This window comes from Flavobacterium sp. PL02, assembly GCF_035013205.1.
In the GTDB taxonomy this organism is placed as follows: Bacteria; Bacteroidota; Bacteroidia; order Flavobacteriales; family Flavobacteriaceae; genus Flavobacterium.
The window spans coordinates 92,646-106,894 of sequence record NZ_JAYGJP010000009.1 but is presented as its reverse complement, the minus strand read 5'-3'; the positions used below and the strand labels follow the sequence as shown (position 1 = coordinate 106,894).

The following is a 14,249-nucleotide window of genomic DNA, read 5'->3' as shown; positions in this document are numbered from 1 at the left end:
AATCTGTTTTAATTAAAACAGCACAATGAACATATTGTGTGCAAAATAAAATGAAAATAGAATTAAAAAAATATGATGAGCAAATTACAGAATGGCCAAAATCAGGTTATCACATTATGGCTCAATATGACGAGGAGGAAATAATAGTTTATCAATCATACCGAAAAGAAATAGGGGATTTTGCAGTTGAAAATCAATTTTTTGGTGGAGAGTTTAGTCTTGCTAGAATGACTTGGATTAAGCCTAATTTTCTGTGGATGATGTACAGAAACGGATGGGGAACAAAAGAAGGACAAGAAGTGGTGTTGGCAATTCATCTTAAAATTTCAGCATTCAATAGGTATTTACAAAATGCAGTTTACTCGTCTTATGATTCATCACTTGGAATAAGTCGTGAAGAATGGCAAACGCAGGTAAAAACATCATCAATAAGATTACAATGGGATCCAGATCATGATCCTTACGGAAATAAGTTAGAGAGAAGAGCCATTCAGATTGGTTTAAGAGATGACTTTATAAAATCTTTTGCAAAAGAGGATATAGTACTAATCGAGGATGTTTCAGGTTTTGTAAAAGAACAATATGAATTTGTTCAGAATAAACAATTAGAATATTTGATGGTTCCCGCTGAGAGACCTTTCCTTTTCAAGGATGAAGAACTGAATAAGAAATTAAAAATCTCATAGAAATCATGAATGAAAAAATAGCAAAAAGCATTAGCAAATTCCTGAGTTTAGTACTCAGACATTCGCCAGAAACCATAAATTTAAAACTAGATGAAAATGGTTGGGCAGATGTAGAAGAATTGATTGCAAAATGTTCGAAAAACGGAAATACATTAGATTCAGAACTTCTGGATTATGTGGTGGAAAATAACGATAAGAAAAGATTTGCTTTTAATGACGATAAAACTAAAATAAGAGCAAGTCAGGGGCATTCAATTTCGGTTGAGTTAAACCTGAATGAAGCTGAGCCTTCGGAGTTCTTGTATCACGGAACTGTTGGGAAGTTTATGGATAGTATCAAAAAAGAAGGACTTCAGAAAATGAGCCGTCAACATGTACATCTTAGCCAGGATAGAGAAACAGCTATTAAAGTGGGTGGAAGAAGAGGAGCTCCACAGATTTTATCTGTTAGAAGTGGTGCCATGCACAGAGACGGATTTAAATTTTATTTGTCTGAAAATAATGTTTGGTTAACAGATGCTGTTCCTGCAAAATACATTGAATTTTAATCTTAAACTGAATTAAAGCAACTCAAATTAATAAGTAAAAATAGCAGTTATGATATTAGAAGCAGCAATAGGCGACGCATATGGTGCAGGTTTTGAATTTCGAGATTTAGATTTTATTACTCAAAACAACAATTTGACGGAGTATCATAAACACGGACTTTATACTGAAATTTATAAAAGATATACAGACGATACTCAAATGGCAATTGCAATTTCGGAATTGTTATTAGAAGAGGAAAACTGGAATGAGATTAAAGTTGCAGATAAGTTTGTAGAAGTATTTCACAGAGATAAAAGAAGAGGATATTCAGACAGAGTTTATAATGCTTTAGACGCTAGTAAAAATGGATCTGATTTTATTAAAATAATCAATAACGGAAGTAATGGAAATGGTTCTGCAATGCGAGCGTATTCTATTGGATATTTAAGAGATATTAATCAATTAATGGAGTTTTGCGAAATTCAGGCAAAAACTTCTCATCATACGATTGAAGGTATCAGTTGTGCGAAACGTATTGCTTTGGCTGTTCATTATTTTAAATATAATTTAGGCGATGGGTCGACTTTGATATCGTTTTTAAATGAAACGCTGAAAGAAAATGAAACCTACAAGATTACTTCGCCAATCGATATGCATGGATATCCGACAACACAATCTGTTATTAAAATTGTTTCAGAAGCCACTTCTATGAGTGATTGTTTAAAAACAAGTATAGGTTATGGCGGAGATACAGATACTGTTGCTGCTTTATGTATGGCAATTTTAAGTCATAAAGAAAATTGTGATAAAGTGTTGCCAGGATTTTTGTATGAAGGTTTGGAGAATGATAAATTCGGGAAAGATTTTCTAATCAAATTGGATTTAGAGTTAAATAATAAATTTAAATAATAATTAATAGATTACGATTTAGTTGAGAAACTTATCTTAAAAGATATTTTAATTATGAAAAGGACTTTGGTAATTGGTGATATTCATGGCGGATTAAGAGCTTTAATTCAACTTTTGGAGCGAACCAATATCCATGCAAATGATAGGTTGATTTTTTTGGGAGATTATGTTGATGGCTGGAGCGAATCTGCAGCAGTAATTGATTTTCTTATCGAATTGAATAAAACACATAGTTGTGTATTTATTAAAGGAAATCATGATATTTGGTGTCAAGAATGGTTACAATCAGGAAAGCCAAATAGTATTTGGTTGCAACACGGAGGAACGGCGACTATAAAAAGCTATGAAAATTATGCTACTGAGAAAATAATGGAGCATTTGTCCTTTTTCGAAAGTATGAAAGACTATCATGTCGATGAGCAAAATCGCTTATTTATTCACTCAGGATTTTCATCTATGCACGGCCCAGAGAAAGAACATTATTCGAGTAATTATTCTTGGGACAGAACATTATGGGAAATGGCCTTGATAATGGATAAACGAATAAAAAAAGATTCGCTTTTATACCCCAAAAGATTATTACTTTACGAAGAAATATACATAGGTCATACACCAACATTAAATTACAATATTCAAGTTCCTATGCAAGGTTGTAATGTTTGGAATATTGATACAGGAGCTGCTTTTTACGGGAAATTATCCTGTATGGATATTGAGACAAAAGCAGTTTGGCAAAGTGATATAGTTCAGGAATTATATCCGAACGAAAAAGGAAGAAATAAATAATAATAACAATAAAACCATGAACCCACTATTATTAACAGATGGTTACAAAGTTGACCACAGAAGACAATATCCAACAGGAACATCATTAGTATATTCTAACTGGACACCAAGAAAATCTAGAATTGAAGGAGTTGATGAAGTTGTATTTTTTGGATTACAATATTTTATCAAAAAATATATTATTCAGGATTTCGATTTATACTTTTTTAAACAACCAAAAGAGGAAGTTATAAAAAAATACTCTCGTAGAATCAATAATTATTTAGGCGAAAACCAAGTTGGAACCAAACATATTGAGGATTTACATGATTTAGGATATATACCGATGGTTTTTAAAGCATTGCCAGAAGGAGCAAGCGTTCCGATTCGTGTGCCTATGTTTACGATGTATAATACAATCCCAGAGTTTTTTTGGTTAACAAATTATTTCGAGACATTACTTTCAGCAGTAGTTTGGTTGCCTTGTAACTCTGCAACAATTGCTAAGCAGTATAGAATTGTACTTGATAAATACGCACAAGAAACTTCATCTGTTCCAGAGTTTGTAGATTGGCAAGGACACGATTTTTCTATGAGAGGAATGGGAGGGATAGAAGCTGCGGTAACTTCATCTGCGGGACATTTATTAAGCTTTACAGGTTCTGACACAATTCCTGCAATTGATTTTCTAGAGGAATATTATAACGCTAATTCCGATGTTGAACTAGTTGCTGGATCTGTAGCTGCAACAGAACATTCTGTAATGTGTATGGGAACTACTGAGGGAGAATGCGAAACTTTTAAAAGATTAATTTGCGAAGTGTATCCTAAAGGAATTGTTTCTATCGTTTCTGACACTTGGGATTTATGGAAAGTGTTAACTGATTATTTGCCTCGATTAAAAGAAGAGATTCTTTCTAGAGAAGGTAAAGTAGTAATTAGACCTGATAGTGGAGATCCTGTTGACATTATTTGTGGTAACCCAAACGGTAAGACAGAACAAGAAAAGAAAGGTGTTATTGAGTTAATCTGGGATGTTTTTGGAGGAACTACAAATAGCAAAGGATATAAAGAATTAGTACCACAAATTGGGGCAATATATGGTGATAGTATTACTGTAGCGAGAGCCACTCAAATTTGCGAAAGATTAAAAGCCAAAGGTTTTGCTTCTACAAATGTGGTTTTAGGAATTGGTTCATTTACGTACCAATACAATACCAGAGATACTTTTGGTTTTGCGATGAAAGCGACTTATGGTGAAGTAAACGGAGAAGGAAGAGCAATCTTTAAAGATCCAATTACAGATGATGGAACTAAAAAATCTGCAAAAGGATTAATGAAAATTGACCTAGTAGATGGTGTATATCAATTAACTGATGATGTTTCTTGGGAAGAAGAGGGTAAAGGAGAGTTAAAAGAAGTCTTTAGAGATGGAAAATTATTAATCGACCACTCATTAACAGAGATTAGAGCGAGAGTTAAAACTCAATTAAGTGTAATGGTGTAATGTTTTCAACGGATTAATTCCGAAGCTTCGGGATTAATCCGTTATTAGCAATGTTTGTTTTGCCGTTGTATTTGTCTTTTCGACGAAGGAGAAATCTCCACTAGAAACTCGACAAGGACTCACAACATTAGGAAGGAGCTACTTGTGTAGATTTCTCCTTCGTCGAAAAGACAAGATTGTGTGTTAAGAATCTTTAAAATGATAAAAAAAGCTGTCTGAAAAATATTTTTCAGACAGCTTTTTTACTTCTTATAAAAATTATTGTGGTCAATATATTCCCAGACTTTCTCGGGTAATAGTGGCTGAATATTTTTTCCTTCTTTAATATTATTACGAATAAAAGTAGAAGATATTTCTACAATTGGCGCATCTATTAAATGAATTTTAGGATGATTTTTTAGTTCTAAATTTTCTACTTCAGATGAAATTCTTGGATAAACATAAATGTCATAATCTTGTAGAATCACTTCGTAGTTTTTCCATTTATGAAGTGTTTTCAAGTTGTCTTCGCCCATAATCAATGAAAATTCATGATTAGGATATCTTTCTTGTAAATGAACTAATGTATTTACAGTATAATTAGGCTGAGAGAGTTTAAACTCAATATCCGAAGGTTTTAATTTATCAAAACTATCTGTAGCCAAATGAACCATTTGTAAACGATGGTAATCGTCTAGCAAAGTATCTTTCTTTTTAAGAGGGTTATGAGGTGTAACTACCATCCAAACCTGGTCTAAATCGGCATGTTCTGCCATGTGATTGGCAATGATAAGATGCCCAACATGTATGGGATTGAAAGTTCCGAAATAAAGACCAATTTTCATAAAAAAGGTAATTTTTGTTTGATAGATTAAATAGCTTTAACTACATCAGTATTTTAACTGGATGAGGTTTTGTCTTTTTTACTTTCAAATTGTTCTAAAATAATAGCTGTTAAGCTTAAAAACGACTCTTTTTACTAATGAAATTGTCTATCGAGAATTTACCACTTCCTGTTACAAAAAGAAGTAAATAAAATAATAGATATAAAATCGCCATTTCTTTAACATCGATTGGGTCAGCTCCGTGAACAACAAATACAGCAACTAACATTGTTATTATTAAAGGAATCGAAGCTAATCTTGTTGCTAAACCTATTGCAATAAGAAATGAACAAACAACTTCGGCAAAAACAGCAAGACCTAAAGAAAACGTACTTCCTACTCCCAGAGGATCCGGAAATTGAATTTCACCTCCGGCTAAAAGTGTATTTAACTTTGGTAAACCATGAAAAATCATCAATGTTGCAATTGATAATCGGATTATAAGAATAATAAAATCGACTTTGTTTTCGCTTCTTTTTACCTGAAATAATCTGTTCATAATAGTACTGTTTTTTATTTTTAAAATAATTGGCGTTTATATTGCTTTTTAGAGCGTGATCTTATTTATTAATAAACTCTTTTACCAGTTGGTAAGCTTCTTCTTTGGCAGTATCCAAATCGTAGTTCTTGATGATTTTATCAAATTGCGGAGCAGTTGCCAGTTCTACAGATGCTTTTGCAATACGCATATTGATTTTGTCTTCACTTTCGGTCGAGCGTTTTTTCAAACGAATTTTCAGCTCATCGATACTTGGTGGTTTTACAAAAACGGCAAGAGTTTCTTCAGGAAATTTATGTTTAATACGTAATCCTCCAGAAACATCAATGTCAAAAATCACATTTTTTCCTAAAGCCCAAATGCGTTCGATTTCGCTTTTTAAAGTCCCGTAAAAGTTATCACGATACACTTCTTCCCACTCCAGGAAATCTTCGGCTTTAATATGCTTTTTAAATTCTTCTAATGAAATAAAGTAATAATCAGTTCCATGAACTTCCTCTCCGCGAGGTTCACGTGAGGCTGCTGAAATAGAAAATTCTAAGTTTAAATCTTCTTTACTTAATAAATGTCTAACGATGGTTGTTTTTCCTGAACCGGAAGGTGCTGAGAATACGATTAATTTCCCTTTTTTCATTACTTATGCTTTTGGCCTTAAGCATTATGCTTTAAGCTTTTATTTAGTATATCTTTTTTGGTTTCTAGTTTTTACAAAACATTCAAAACCTGCTCTTTAATTTTCTCAAGTTCATCTTTCATCATCACGACCAATTTTTGCATTTGAGCATGATTAGACTTAGAACCCATAGTATTGATTTCACGTCCCATTTCTTGAGTTATAAAACCTAATTTTCTACCATTGGCTTCAGTACCATCGATAGTTTGAAGGAAATAATCAAGATGATTGGTCAAGCGTACTTTTTCTTCAGTTATATCTAGTTTTTCTAGATAGTAGATAAGTTCTTGCTCAAAACGATTTTCATCAACATTTACTTTAAGTTCAGAAATTGCAGTTTGCAAACGGTCTTTAATAGCCTGAACACGTTCTGGGTCTAATGCTAAAGCATCTGTCATGTACTGACGGATATTACCTATTCGTAATTGAAATTCTTTTTCAAGAGATTCACCTTCATCTTTTCTAAAATTCAAGATGTTTTGTAAAGCTTCTTCGATTACAGTTTGAATCTGCTCCCAATCATTTTCATCAATTTCTTCACGTTCCGTTTTTAATGTGTCTGGCATACGAATAGCCATTTTCATTAATTCAGTTTCATCTGCTTCAGGATAAACTTCCTTCAGTTGGTTGATGTAAATTCTCACGATAGGAACATTTACTTTCGTAGATGTTTGTTCGGAAGTACTTTCGATAAAAATAGAAAAATCGACTTTACCTCTTTCTAGTTTCAGTGCAATCTGATTGCGTAAACCCAACTCCATTTCTCTGTAAAGTGAAGGCATTCTCACATTAAGGTCTAAACCTTTACTGTTTAACGATTTTACTTCTACAGTAATTTTTTTTGTTGGTAATTGCAAAGAAGCTTTGCCGAACCCTGTCATGGATTGTATCATATAAATTGGATATAGAGGGGCAAAGATAATGAAATATTTGGTGTATTGTTGATGATGGTTATTTGGTTAAAACCTTCATTACCTGTAAGATATTTTGTTGCGAGTTGCCAATGTATATTTTTTCGTCAATAATAAAGACAGGTCGGCTCAAGAAAGTATAATGTTCTAATATGTATTTCTTAAAATCGGCTTCGGTCAGGGATTTGTTTTTTAAATCCATAGATTTATATAATTGAGCCTTTTTGCTAAATAGAGCCTCATAACTACCAGATAGTTGGTGCATTTCCTCAAGCTCAGTTTCAGTAATTGGATTTTGCTTGATGTCATGAAAAACCAAGTCATTATCTTTAGGTAATCCTTTTATAATTTTACGACAAGTATCGCAAGAAGCGAGGTAGTATATTTTGTTCATAGTATCAAAGTTTTGAGTGCAAAGAAAATTCATTTAATATTTAAATTGTTTATTTTTATAAAAAAAAACATAATCATGAATCAAGCATTTGAAGCAACTAGAGTAAGCAGAAATTTAATTTTACAATTTTTAGATAATTATTCATTAGAGCAATTAAACAAAGTTCCTCAGGGATTTAATAATAATATAATTTGGAATGTTGCACATATTGTTGTTACACAGCAGCTTCTGGTTTATAAGCTATCAGGACTGCCAATGATGGTTTCGGACGAGTTGGTTGCAAAATATAGAAAAGACACCAAGCCTGAAGGTGATGTATCACAAGCAGAACTTCAAGAAATTAAATCTTTGCTTTTTGAAACTATAAAGAAAACAGAAGCAGATTATAATGCTAATGCGTTTAAAACATATAATGAGTTAACAACAAGTCTTGGTTTTATCTTTAAAAATATTGAAGATGCATTGTCTTTTAACAACTACCATGAAGCACTCCATGTTGGAATCATGATGAGTATCCGAAAATTTATTTAATTTTTTCTATTGTTTCGATAGTTACAGTCATTGCTCCGGCACCTTTGTGTTTAGTGATGTCCATAAAAGCACGTTTTGATAAGTCTATTTCACGTGTTCTTACAAATGGGCCTCTATCTGTGATTTCTACAATTACAAATTTTCCATTGGCTTCGTTTGTAACTTTTACTTTAGTACCAAACGGAAGTTTTTTGTGGGCAGCAGTATATTTATTGTTGTTGAAACGGCTTCCGTTTGCAGTTTTTCGACCATTAAAACGATCTGAATAATAGGAAGCGTGAGCAGATTTTTTGTAAATTTTTAATTTGGAATTTTTATCTATAGTTATAGAGTCTTTTTCTGTATTAGTAGGGGAGGCAACAGTTTTATTTTTTTGGTTTTTTAAAGTATCCTGTATTACTTTAGGATCTACTGGTTTGGTTTGACTGTTTAGATATGAAAAACCACAGCTTAAAAAAGTAATGATTAGGATAGATAGTATGATGGTTGTTTTATTACTCATAAATTTTATTTTTAAGATGGATATACTTACACAAATAATATGCCGAAATTAAAAAAAGCCCTGTAATTAGGGCTTTATTTGTGTTTTTAGAACCATAACTTCCATGGTAATCTACTTAGAATCAGTACTAATCCTAATCCGTAAAAAATTGCAAATGTTTTGAATTTTGACTCGCTTGTAGTCAGGTTTTTATGTTTTGACCATCCGATAGTTATCAAAATGATAGCTATAATATTGATTAATGGGTGTTCTAATGATGTAAGTCTAAGGTCCGCGTTTGACATTTGTCCGAAAGCAGCTTTTCCAAGAGGAGAAACGAAATAAAGGATTAATCCGATTAGTAATTGCGTATGAGTAGCGATTAATGTAAAAAGACCAATTTTACGATCTGTTGGTGTAAAATCTTTTTTTGAGGTAAAACCAATAATTGCATTTATAACTGCAACTAATAGAAGGATTAAGACAATATAAGCCCATCCTGAGTGAAATTTTTGTATGAATTCGTACATAGAACTAAAGTTTTTTAAACAAATATAAGCAAAAATATGGCATAAAAAAACGGCATTAAGCTAAAAAGCCAATGCCGTTTTTGTGAATTTTATGTTGTGATTTTTTTAGAAATCGTAACGTAAAGTAAAGTTCCAAGTTCTTCCGAAACCAAAGTATACTTGGTTTCCTGTAGCTATACCATCATATGTTTTTCCAGCTGAAGCATAAGTAGGTCCATTTTTTCCATTAACAAAATCGTCAGCAAAAAAATTGGTTCTAGACTCTGCAATATAAATTTTGTCTAAAACGTTGTTTACGTTTAATCTAAAATTCATTGATTTATCTTTGTCTTTACCTACAAGCATTTTGTATGAGAAACCTGCATCCATTATTCCGTAATTAGGTAACTCTAATGCACCTTTATTATCTGGAGATGCAAAGTTAATAGGGCTTAATCCTGCATATAAATTATCATTATAATTGTAATTAGCATCAACAGTTACTCTTGGTAAAACTTCATAAGAAGCTCCTAAAGAAGCTGTCATTTGTGCAGCATCACCTACTTTTACTTTGTCCATGTAAACTGGAACTCCTGTGAATCCTGGAACTGGAGTGTTGTCTGCTTGGAAATATGCATTAACAGTTGCGTTACCTTTGTATTCCCAAATTCCGTAAGAGAACATTGCGTTTACTTTTAATTTATCTGTAATGTTAGAATTTGCTTCAAACTCAATTCCAGAGTGAACTTCGTTTAGTCCTAAATATTCTGTGTAAGTTGTGTTACCAACAACTCCAGGAGAATCTGGAAGTGCGTTACCTTTTAAGTATCTGTCATTCCAAGTTGTGTTGTAAACGTTTACAGTAGCATTGAAGAAACGAGAACGGAATCCGTATCCAGCTTCAAAACCAGTAATTTTTTCGTTAGTAACGTTAGGGTTTACTGTAGATTTGTTATTAGGGTAAACTGAATTAAAGAATGGTTGTTTTGAGTAGTAACCTGCATTTACATACACATTATTTTTCTCGTTAATATTGTAGTTTGCACCACCTTTTACGTTACCACCTAAGATGTTTTTATAATCTGTAGAAGATAATGGATCAGAGGTTTTGTATAAGAAATCATCTTCTCTTTGGTATCCTTGTTGAGAGATTGCTCCTTGAACAAATGCAGTTAAGTTGTCTTTAGAATACTCAAGTTGAGTAAAAGCACCATACCATCTTACATTTCCAGTACTGTTGAAAGCAATTTTCTCATAATCCTTATTTTCGAAAGGATTCCATTGAACTCTTGAGTCATAAGTTGTAGTAAGGTGTCTTCCGTCTGGTTTTAAATCGGCAACACTGTTGTCGAAGAATTCTCCACCACCTAATAAGTCATTAACTACAGTAAAGTGGTATCCTTTGTAAGTTCTAGCATCAACTCCAAAATCTAAAGTTAATGTATTGCTTAATTTTTTATTCAAGTTGATTACTGCACCATACCAGTCATGAGAGTTGATAGATGAAGTTTGAGAAATTCCAGATGTTGTGTTGTAAGTATAATTAGGTGCACTTCCTGATCTACCCGTAGCTGAGCTGTTTTGGAAAACACCACCAACTTGTGTTCTTGTTTGGTCAGCTCCGTTAAAATTAACTTTACCTTGACCAGAGTTCCAAGCTTGGATTCTGTTATAATCTACCATACCATTTGGTAGTAAAAAAGCTTGGTTGTTGTAACTTAAACCTCCAATTCCACCTGTAGCACTTGCTCCAGCTCCACGTCCCCATGAAGCATAAAGTACACTTGATAATTTAGTAGTTTCGTTTATTTTGTAATCCCAGTTAATAGATGCAACTGGCTTGTGGTAGTAGTTTTTTCTGATGTTATATTTCTCACCATTCAAGTATCCTGCATCAGCATTGTATCTTGTATTTGGGTTGTCAATAGAACCGTATTTTTGATAAGTTTCGATTGTAGAAACTGTACTTCTTTGGTTGTGCCATTGTGGTGCACCAGTTACAGTAAATTGAAAATCGTGTTTGTTATCTTTTGTAGCATATCCTAAAGCTACGAAGTAGTTAGTTCCTTCAAATTCAGTTCCGTTAATATATCCGTCTCCCATTGTTTGAGATAATAATACAGAAGCAGAAAGTCCGTTATCTAATTTTCCAGTATTGTAAGATCCTTGTAATTTTAAATAATTTGCATTACCAAATCCAGAAGAAAATGAACCTCCTTGTTTGATGTCAGAAGATTTAGTTACAATGTTTATTGTTCCCCCTACAGATGAAACAGCAAGTTTAGAAGAACCTAAACCTCTTTGTACCTGCATTGCAGAAGTTACATCAGAAAGTCCAGCCCAGTTACTCCAGTAAACAGTTCCACCTTCCATGTCATTAATTGGCATACCATTAACCATTACGGCAATGTTTTTTTGGTCAAATCCACGAATGTTGATTCTTGAGTCTCCGTATCCACCACCACCTTTTGTAGCGTAAACTGAAGGAGTATTTCTTAAAACCTCAGGAAATTCTTGAGTTCCTAATTTTGCTTGGATTTCTGAAGCTTTAATAGTAGAAACAGCAACAGGAGTTTTTCTGTCCTTAGCGATATCAACTACAGTACTTTTTACAACAATCTCGTCTAGTTGGTTAGAGTTTGATGTTAAAACGATAGCTCCTAAATTAACAGTTCCTCCATTAGAAACAGAAAATTTAATTGTTTTAGAGTCGTAACCTAAGTAAGAAACAACTACTTCTCCAGAGGCTACTGAAGTTGTAATAGAAAATTTACCATCAAAATCGCTTGAGCCAGCGTCTGATGACCCTTTAACTACAGCATTAGCTCCAGGTAAAGAATTAGAACCATCGGTAATTGTACCTGTGATTTTTCCTTGCGAAAATACGGTTGAAACCATCATGAACAATAGTCCCGTGAGTAACCAATTTTTCATTGTCTTCATTTGTTATTTAGTTAATTGTTTTTGGCAAAATTATAACATTTTAATCGGATAATGTTATCAAAACGTTAAGAAAATATCGTTTTGCGTAATCTCTTGAGTATTAAAGTGATTTTGTTGATTTATACTAAGGAAAATGGCATTTTTTTAAATTTTATGGATGGTTTTTTGTTAAAATATCAAAAAATAAAATCAATAAAAAGCGAGCGTATGTTAATTTTAGATAAAGCGAATAACTTGAGGATTAGTATTATAAGAAAAAGCTTATTGATTGCCAGAATCAATAAGCTTTTTGTGGATTATGTACTATAAGTTTCTAGTTCTTACTTATTCTTCAAAAAATGATTTAACAAGAAAGAGGTTGAACTATCGTGATTTTTTACTGTTTTTGTATTGATCTCATCTAATATAGAATTTGCCAATTGTTTACCTAATTCTACTCCCCATTGGTCATAGCTAAATATATTCCAGATAAGTCCCTGAACAAATATTTTGTGCTCATATAAGGCAATTAATGAACCCAGAGATTTTGGAGTTAGTTTTTGTATTAAAATAGTATTTGTTGGTTTGTTACCAGTAAATACTTTAAAAGGCAATAAGAATGCGGCTTTGTCTGCAGCAAGTCCTTGTTTGTTAAATTCAGCCTGAACTTGTGCTGCCGTTTTTCCGTGTAATAAAGCTTCGGTTTGTGCAAAGAAGTTTGACATCAATTTATTATGATGATCTTCGTTACCATATAAAGGTTCTACATATCCAATAAAATCTGTTGGGATTAATTTTGTCCCTTGGTGTATTAATTGGAAGAATGCGTGTTGCGAGTTTGTTCCAGGTTCTCCCCAAATAATAGTTCCTGTTTGGTAGTTAACAGGTTTTCCGTCACGACCTACACTTTTTCCATTGCTTTCCATTGTTGCTTGTTGCAAGTATGGAGCAAGTTTTTGTAAATATTGAGTGTAAGGAATTAGTGCTTCACTTTCGGCACCGAAAAAATTATTATACCAAACACTTAATAAAGCTAGAATTACAGGTAAGTTTTGGTCAAATTCAGCTGATTTAAAATGCTCGTCAGTTTCATTAGCGCCTTCTAATAATTGGTTGTAATTATCAAAACCAACTGCTAAGCTAATGCTTAGACCAACTGCACTCCATAAGGAGAAGCGTCCACCAACCCAATCCCACATCGGGAAAACGTTGTCTGGATTAATTCCGAATTCAGTTACTTTTTGGATGTTAGTCGACACAGCAACAAAATGTTTTGCAATATCTTCTTGTGAAGCCGATTTTAAAAACCATTCTTTAATAGTTTCAGAATTGGTTAATGTTTCCTGAGTAGTAAAAGTTTTTGAAACAATTACAAATAATGTAGTTTCAGGGTTTAGTTTCTTGATAACTTCATTTACGTGATCACCATCTACATTAGAAACGAAATGCGTAGTTAAATGATTTTTGTAAAACTGTAATGCTTCAACTGCCATAACTGGACCAAGGTCAGAACCTCCGATACCAATATTAACAATATCAGTAAATGCTTTTCCTGTAAAACCTTTTCTTTCTCCAGAAATTACTTCATGGCTAAATTTTTTGATTTTGTTTTTTACTTCGTAAACTTCTGGAATTACATTTTCTCCGTCTACTTTTATTACAGCAGATTCTGGCGCACGTAAAGCAGTGTGTAAAACAGCTCTGTTTTCAGTTTGGTTAATTATTTCACCACCAAAATATTGAGAGATCGCGTCTTTTAATCCAATAGAATTTGCCAGCTCTAATAAAAGAGAGATAGTTTCCTGATTAATATTGTTTTTAGAATAATCTAGTAGAAAGTCATTCCATTGTAAATTGAATTTTTCAACACGAGTTGCATCTTGTTGAAATAATTCTTGTATCGTAGTTTCGTGAATTGCGTTATAGTGGTTTTGTAGATTTTTCCACGCTTCAGTCCCAGTTGGGTTTGTTGTGTTTAAAGCCATTTTTTTGTCTTAATTGAAAATTTGGTTATTAAAACACAAAAATACTGAAATTAGTTTTTAATAGTGTAACGCTTCACGATTATATA

Annotated in this window: 15 protein-coding genes; 6 read left to right on the top strand and 9 right to left on the bottom strand. The window is 32.8% G+C overall.

Annotated features, from left to right (window positions below; translation table 11 throughout):
• Positions 1 to 50: 50 nt before the first annotated feature.
• From SHI72_RS19915 to SHI72_RS19895, 5 genes are read left to right on the top strand one after another with little or no spacing between them, the layout of a single operon-like run.
• Positions 51 to 686 (top strand): DUF4291 domain-containing protein, encoded by a 636-nt coding sequence (locus tag SHI72_RS19915; protein ID WP_323491158.1) that lies wholly within the window; start codon positions 51 to 53, stop codon positions 684 to 686.
• Positions 687 to 691: 5 nt separating this feature from the next.
• A complete protein-coding gene (locus tag SHI72_RS19910; protein ID WP_323491157.1) occupies positions 692 to 1,234 on the top strand; it encodes an RNA 2'-phosphotransferase in 543 nt (180 codons plus the stop codon).
• A 49-nt stretch (positions 1,235 to 1,283) separates the two neighbouring features.
• Positions 1,284 to 2,123: an ADP-ribosylglycohydrolase family protein gene (locus tag SHI72_RS19905; protein WP_323491156.1), complete on the top strand. Its 840-nt coding sequence runs from the start codon at positions 1,284 to 1,286 to the stop codon at positions 2,121 to 2,123.
• A 54-nt stretch (positions 2,124 to 2,177) separates the two neighbouring features.
• Entirely contained in the window at positions 2,178 to 2,909 is a 732-nt protein-coding gene (locus SHI72_RS19900; protein WP_323491155.1) for a metallophosphoesterase family protein, read from the top strand.
• Between the two features lie 16 nt (positions 2,910 to 2,925).
• Positions 2,926 to 4,395 carry a nicotinate phosphoribosyltransferase gene (locus SHI72_RS19895; protein WP_323491154.1) on the top strand — a complete coding sequence of 490 codons (1,470 nt, stop codon included), beginning with the start codon at positions 2,926 to 2,928 and terminating at the stop codon, positions 4,393 to 4,395.
• A 242-nt stretch (positions 4,396 to 4,637) separates the two neighbouring features.
• On the opposite strand, the gene nadD is transcribed toward SHI72_RS19895, so the two are convergent.
• The 5 genes from nadD to SHI72_RS19870 all read right to left on the bottom strand — a co-directional run bounded on the left by nadD (position 4,638) and on the right by SHI72_RS19870 (position 7,735).
• The gene (nadD, locus tag SHI72_RS19890) at positions 4,638 to 5,219 is read right to left on the bottom strand and encodes a nicotinate (nicotinamide) nucleotide adenylyltransferase (protein ID WP_039113189.1); all 582 of its coding nucleotides are present in this window, start codon (positions 5,217 to 5,219) and stop codon (positions 4,638 to 4,640) included.
• Between the two features lie 115 nt (positions 5,220 to 5,334).
• Positions 5,335 to 5,757, bottom strand: coding sequence for a DoxX family protein (locus SHI72_RS19885; RefSeq protein ID WP_039113188.1), 423 nt, complete (start codon positions 5,755 to 5,757; stop codon positions 5,335 to 5,337).
• A 61-nt stretch (positions 5,758 to 5,818) separates the two neighbouring features.
• Positions 5,819 to 6,391 carry a guanylate kinase gene (gene gmk, locus SHI72_RS19880; RefSeq protein ID WP_035617693.1) on the bottom strand — a complete coding sequence of 191 codons (573 nt, stop codon included), beginning with the start codon at positions 6,389 to 6,391 and terminating at the stop codon, positions 5,819 to 5,821.
• Between the two features lie 71 nt (positions 6,392 to 6,462).
• Positions 6,463 to 7,323: a YicC/YloC family endoribonuclease gene (locus SHI72_RS19875; protein WP_039113187.1), complete on the bottom strand. Its 861-nt coding sequence runs from the start codon at positions 7,321 to 7,323 to the stop codon at positions 6,463 to 6,465.
• 58 nt (positions 7,324 to 7,381) lie between these two features.
• Positions 7,382 to 7,735 (bottom strand): arsenate reductase family protein, encoded by a 354-nt coding sequence (locus SHI72_RS19870; RefSeq protein WP_039113186.1) that lies wholly within the window; start codon positions 7,733 to 7,735, stop codon positions 7,382 to 7,384.
• 75 nt (positions 7,736 to 7,810) lie between these two features.
• On the opposite strand from SHI72_RS19870, the gene SHI72_RS19865 reads away from it, so the two are divergent.
• A complete protein-coding gene (locus SHI72_RS19865; protein WP_086894936.1) occupies positions 7,811 to 8,266 on the top strand; it encodes a DinB family protein in 456 nt (151 codons plus the stop codon).
• Here the strand turns inward: SHI72_RS19865 and SHI72_RS19860 are convergent.
• From SHI72_RS19860 to pgi, 4 genes are all read right to left on the bottom strand, one after another.
• Positions 8,259 to 8,768 carry a septal ring lytic transglycosylase RlpA family protein gene (locus SHI72_RS19860; RefSeq protein WP_323491153.1) on the bottom strand — a complete coding sequence of 170 codons (510 nt, stop codon included), beginning with the start codon at positions 8,766 to 8,768 and terminating at the stop codon, positions 8,259 to 8,261. The two genes, SHI72_RS19865 and SHI72_RS19860, sit on opposite strands and share 8 nt — an antisense overlap.
• A gap of 86 nt (positions 8,769 to 8,854) precedes the next feature.
• Positions 8,855 to 9,277, bottom strand: coding sequence for a hypothetical protein (locus SHI72_RS19855; protein WP_039113183.1), 423 nt, complete (start codon positions 9,275 to 9,277; stop codon positions 8,855 to 8,857).
• Between the two features lie 105 nt (positions 9,278 to 9,382).
• Positions 9,383 to 12,199, bottom strand: a complete 2,817-nt coding sequence (locus tag SHI72_RS19850) for a TonB-dependent receptor (RefSeq protein WP_323491152.1) — start codon at positions 12,197 to 12,199, stop codon at positions 9,383 to 9,385.
• Between the two features lie 320 nt (positions 12,200 to 12,519).
• Positions 12,520 to 14,163 carry a glucose-6-phosphate isomerase gene (pgi, locus tag SHI72_RS19845; protein ID WP_323491151.1) on the bottom strand — a complete coding sequence of 548 codons (1,644 nt, stop codon included), beginning with the start codon at positions 14,161 to 14,163 and terminating at the stop codon, positions 12,520 to 12,522.
• Positions 14,164 to 14,249: the final 86 nt, after the last annotated feature.

Bases quoted from the DNA above. Each gene is read 5' to 3' on its own strand.
- SHI72_RS19915 (WP_323491158.1), top strand. From the start codon at position 51: ATGAAAATAGAATTAAAAAAATATGATGAGCAAATTACAGAATGGCCA.
- SHI72_RS19910 (WP_323491157.1), top strand. From the start codon at position 692: ATGAATGAAAAAATAGCAAAAAGCATTAGCAAATTCCTGAGTTTAGTA.
- SHI72_RS19905 (WP_323491156.1), top strand. From the start codon at position 1,284: ATGATATTAGAAGCAGCAATAGGCGACGCATATGGTGCAGGTTTTGAA.
- SHI72_RS19900 (WP_323491155.1), top strand. From the start codon at position 2,178: ATGAAAAGGACTTTGGTAATTGGTGATATTCATGGCGGATTAAGAGCT.
- SHI72_RS19895 (WP_323491154.1), top strand. From the start codon at position 2,926: ATGAACCCACTATTATTAACAGATGGTTACAAAGTTGACCACAGAAGA.
- nadD (WP_039113189.1), bottom strand. From the start codon at position 5,219: ATGAAAATTGGTCTTTATTTCGGAACTTTCAATCCCATACATGTTGGG.
- SHI72_RS19885 (WP_039113188.1), bottom strand. From the start codon at position 5,757: ATGAACAGATTATTTCAGGTAAAAAGAAGCGAAAACAAAGTCGATTTT.
- gmk (WP_035617693.1), bottom strand. From the start codon at position 6,391: ATGAAAAAAGGGAAATTAATCGTATTCTCAGCACCTTCCGGTTCAGGA.
- SHI72_RS19875 (WP_039113187.1), bottom strand. From the start codon at position 7,323: ATGATACAATCCATGACAGGGTTCGGCAAAGCTTCTTTGCAATTACCA.
- SHI72_RS19870 (WP_039113186.1), bottom strand. From the start codon at position 7,735: ATGAACAAAATATACTACCTCGCTTCTTGCGATACTTGTCGTAAAATT.
- SHI72_RS19865 (WP_086894936.1), top strand. From the start codon at position 7,811: ATGAATCAAGCATTTGAAGCAACTAGAGTAAGCAGAAATTTAATTTTA.
- SHI72_RS19860 (WP_323491153.1), bottom strand. From the start codon at position 8,768: ATGAGTAATAAAACAACCATCATACTATCTATCCTAATCATTACTTTT.
- SHI72_RS19855 (WP_039113183.1), bottom strand. From the start codon at position 9,277: ATGTACGAATTCATACAAAAATTTCACTCAGGATGGGCTTATATTGTC.
- SHI72_RS19850 (WP_323491152.1), bottom strand. From the start codon at position 12,199: ATGAAGACAATGAAAAATTGGTTACTCACGGGACTATTGTTCATGATG.
- pgi (WP_323491151.1), bottom strand. From the start codon at position 14,163: ATGGCTTTAAACACAACAAACCCAACTGGGACTGAAGCGTGGAAAAAT.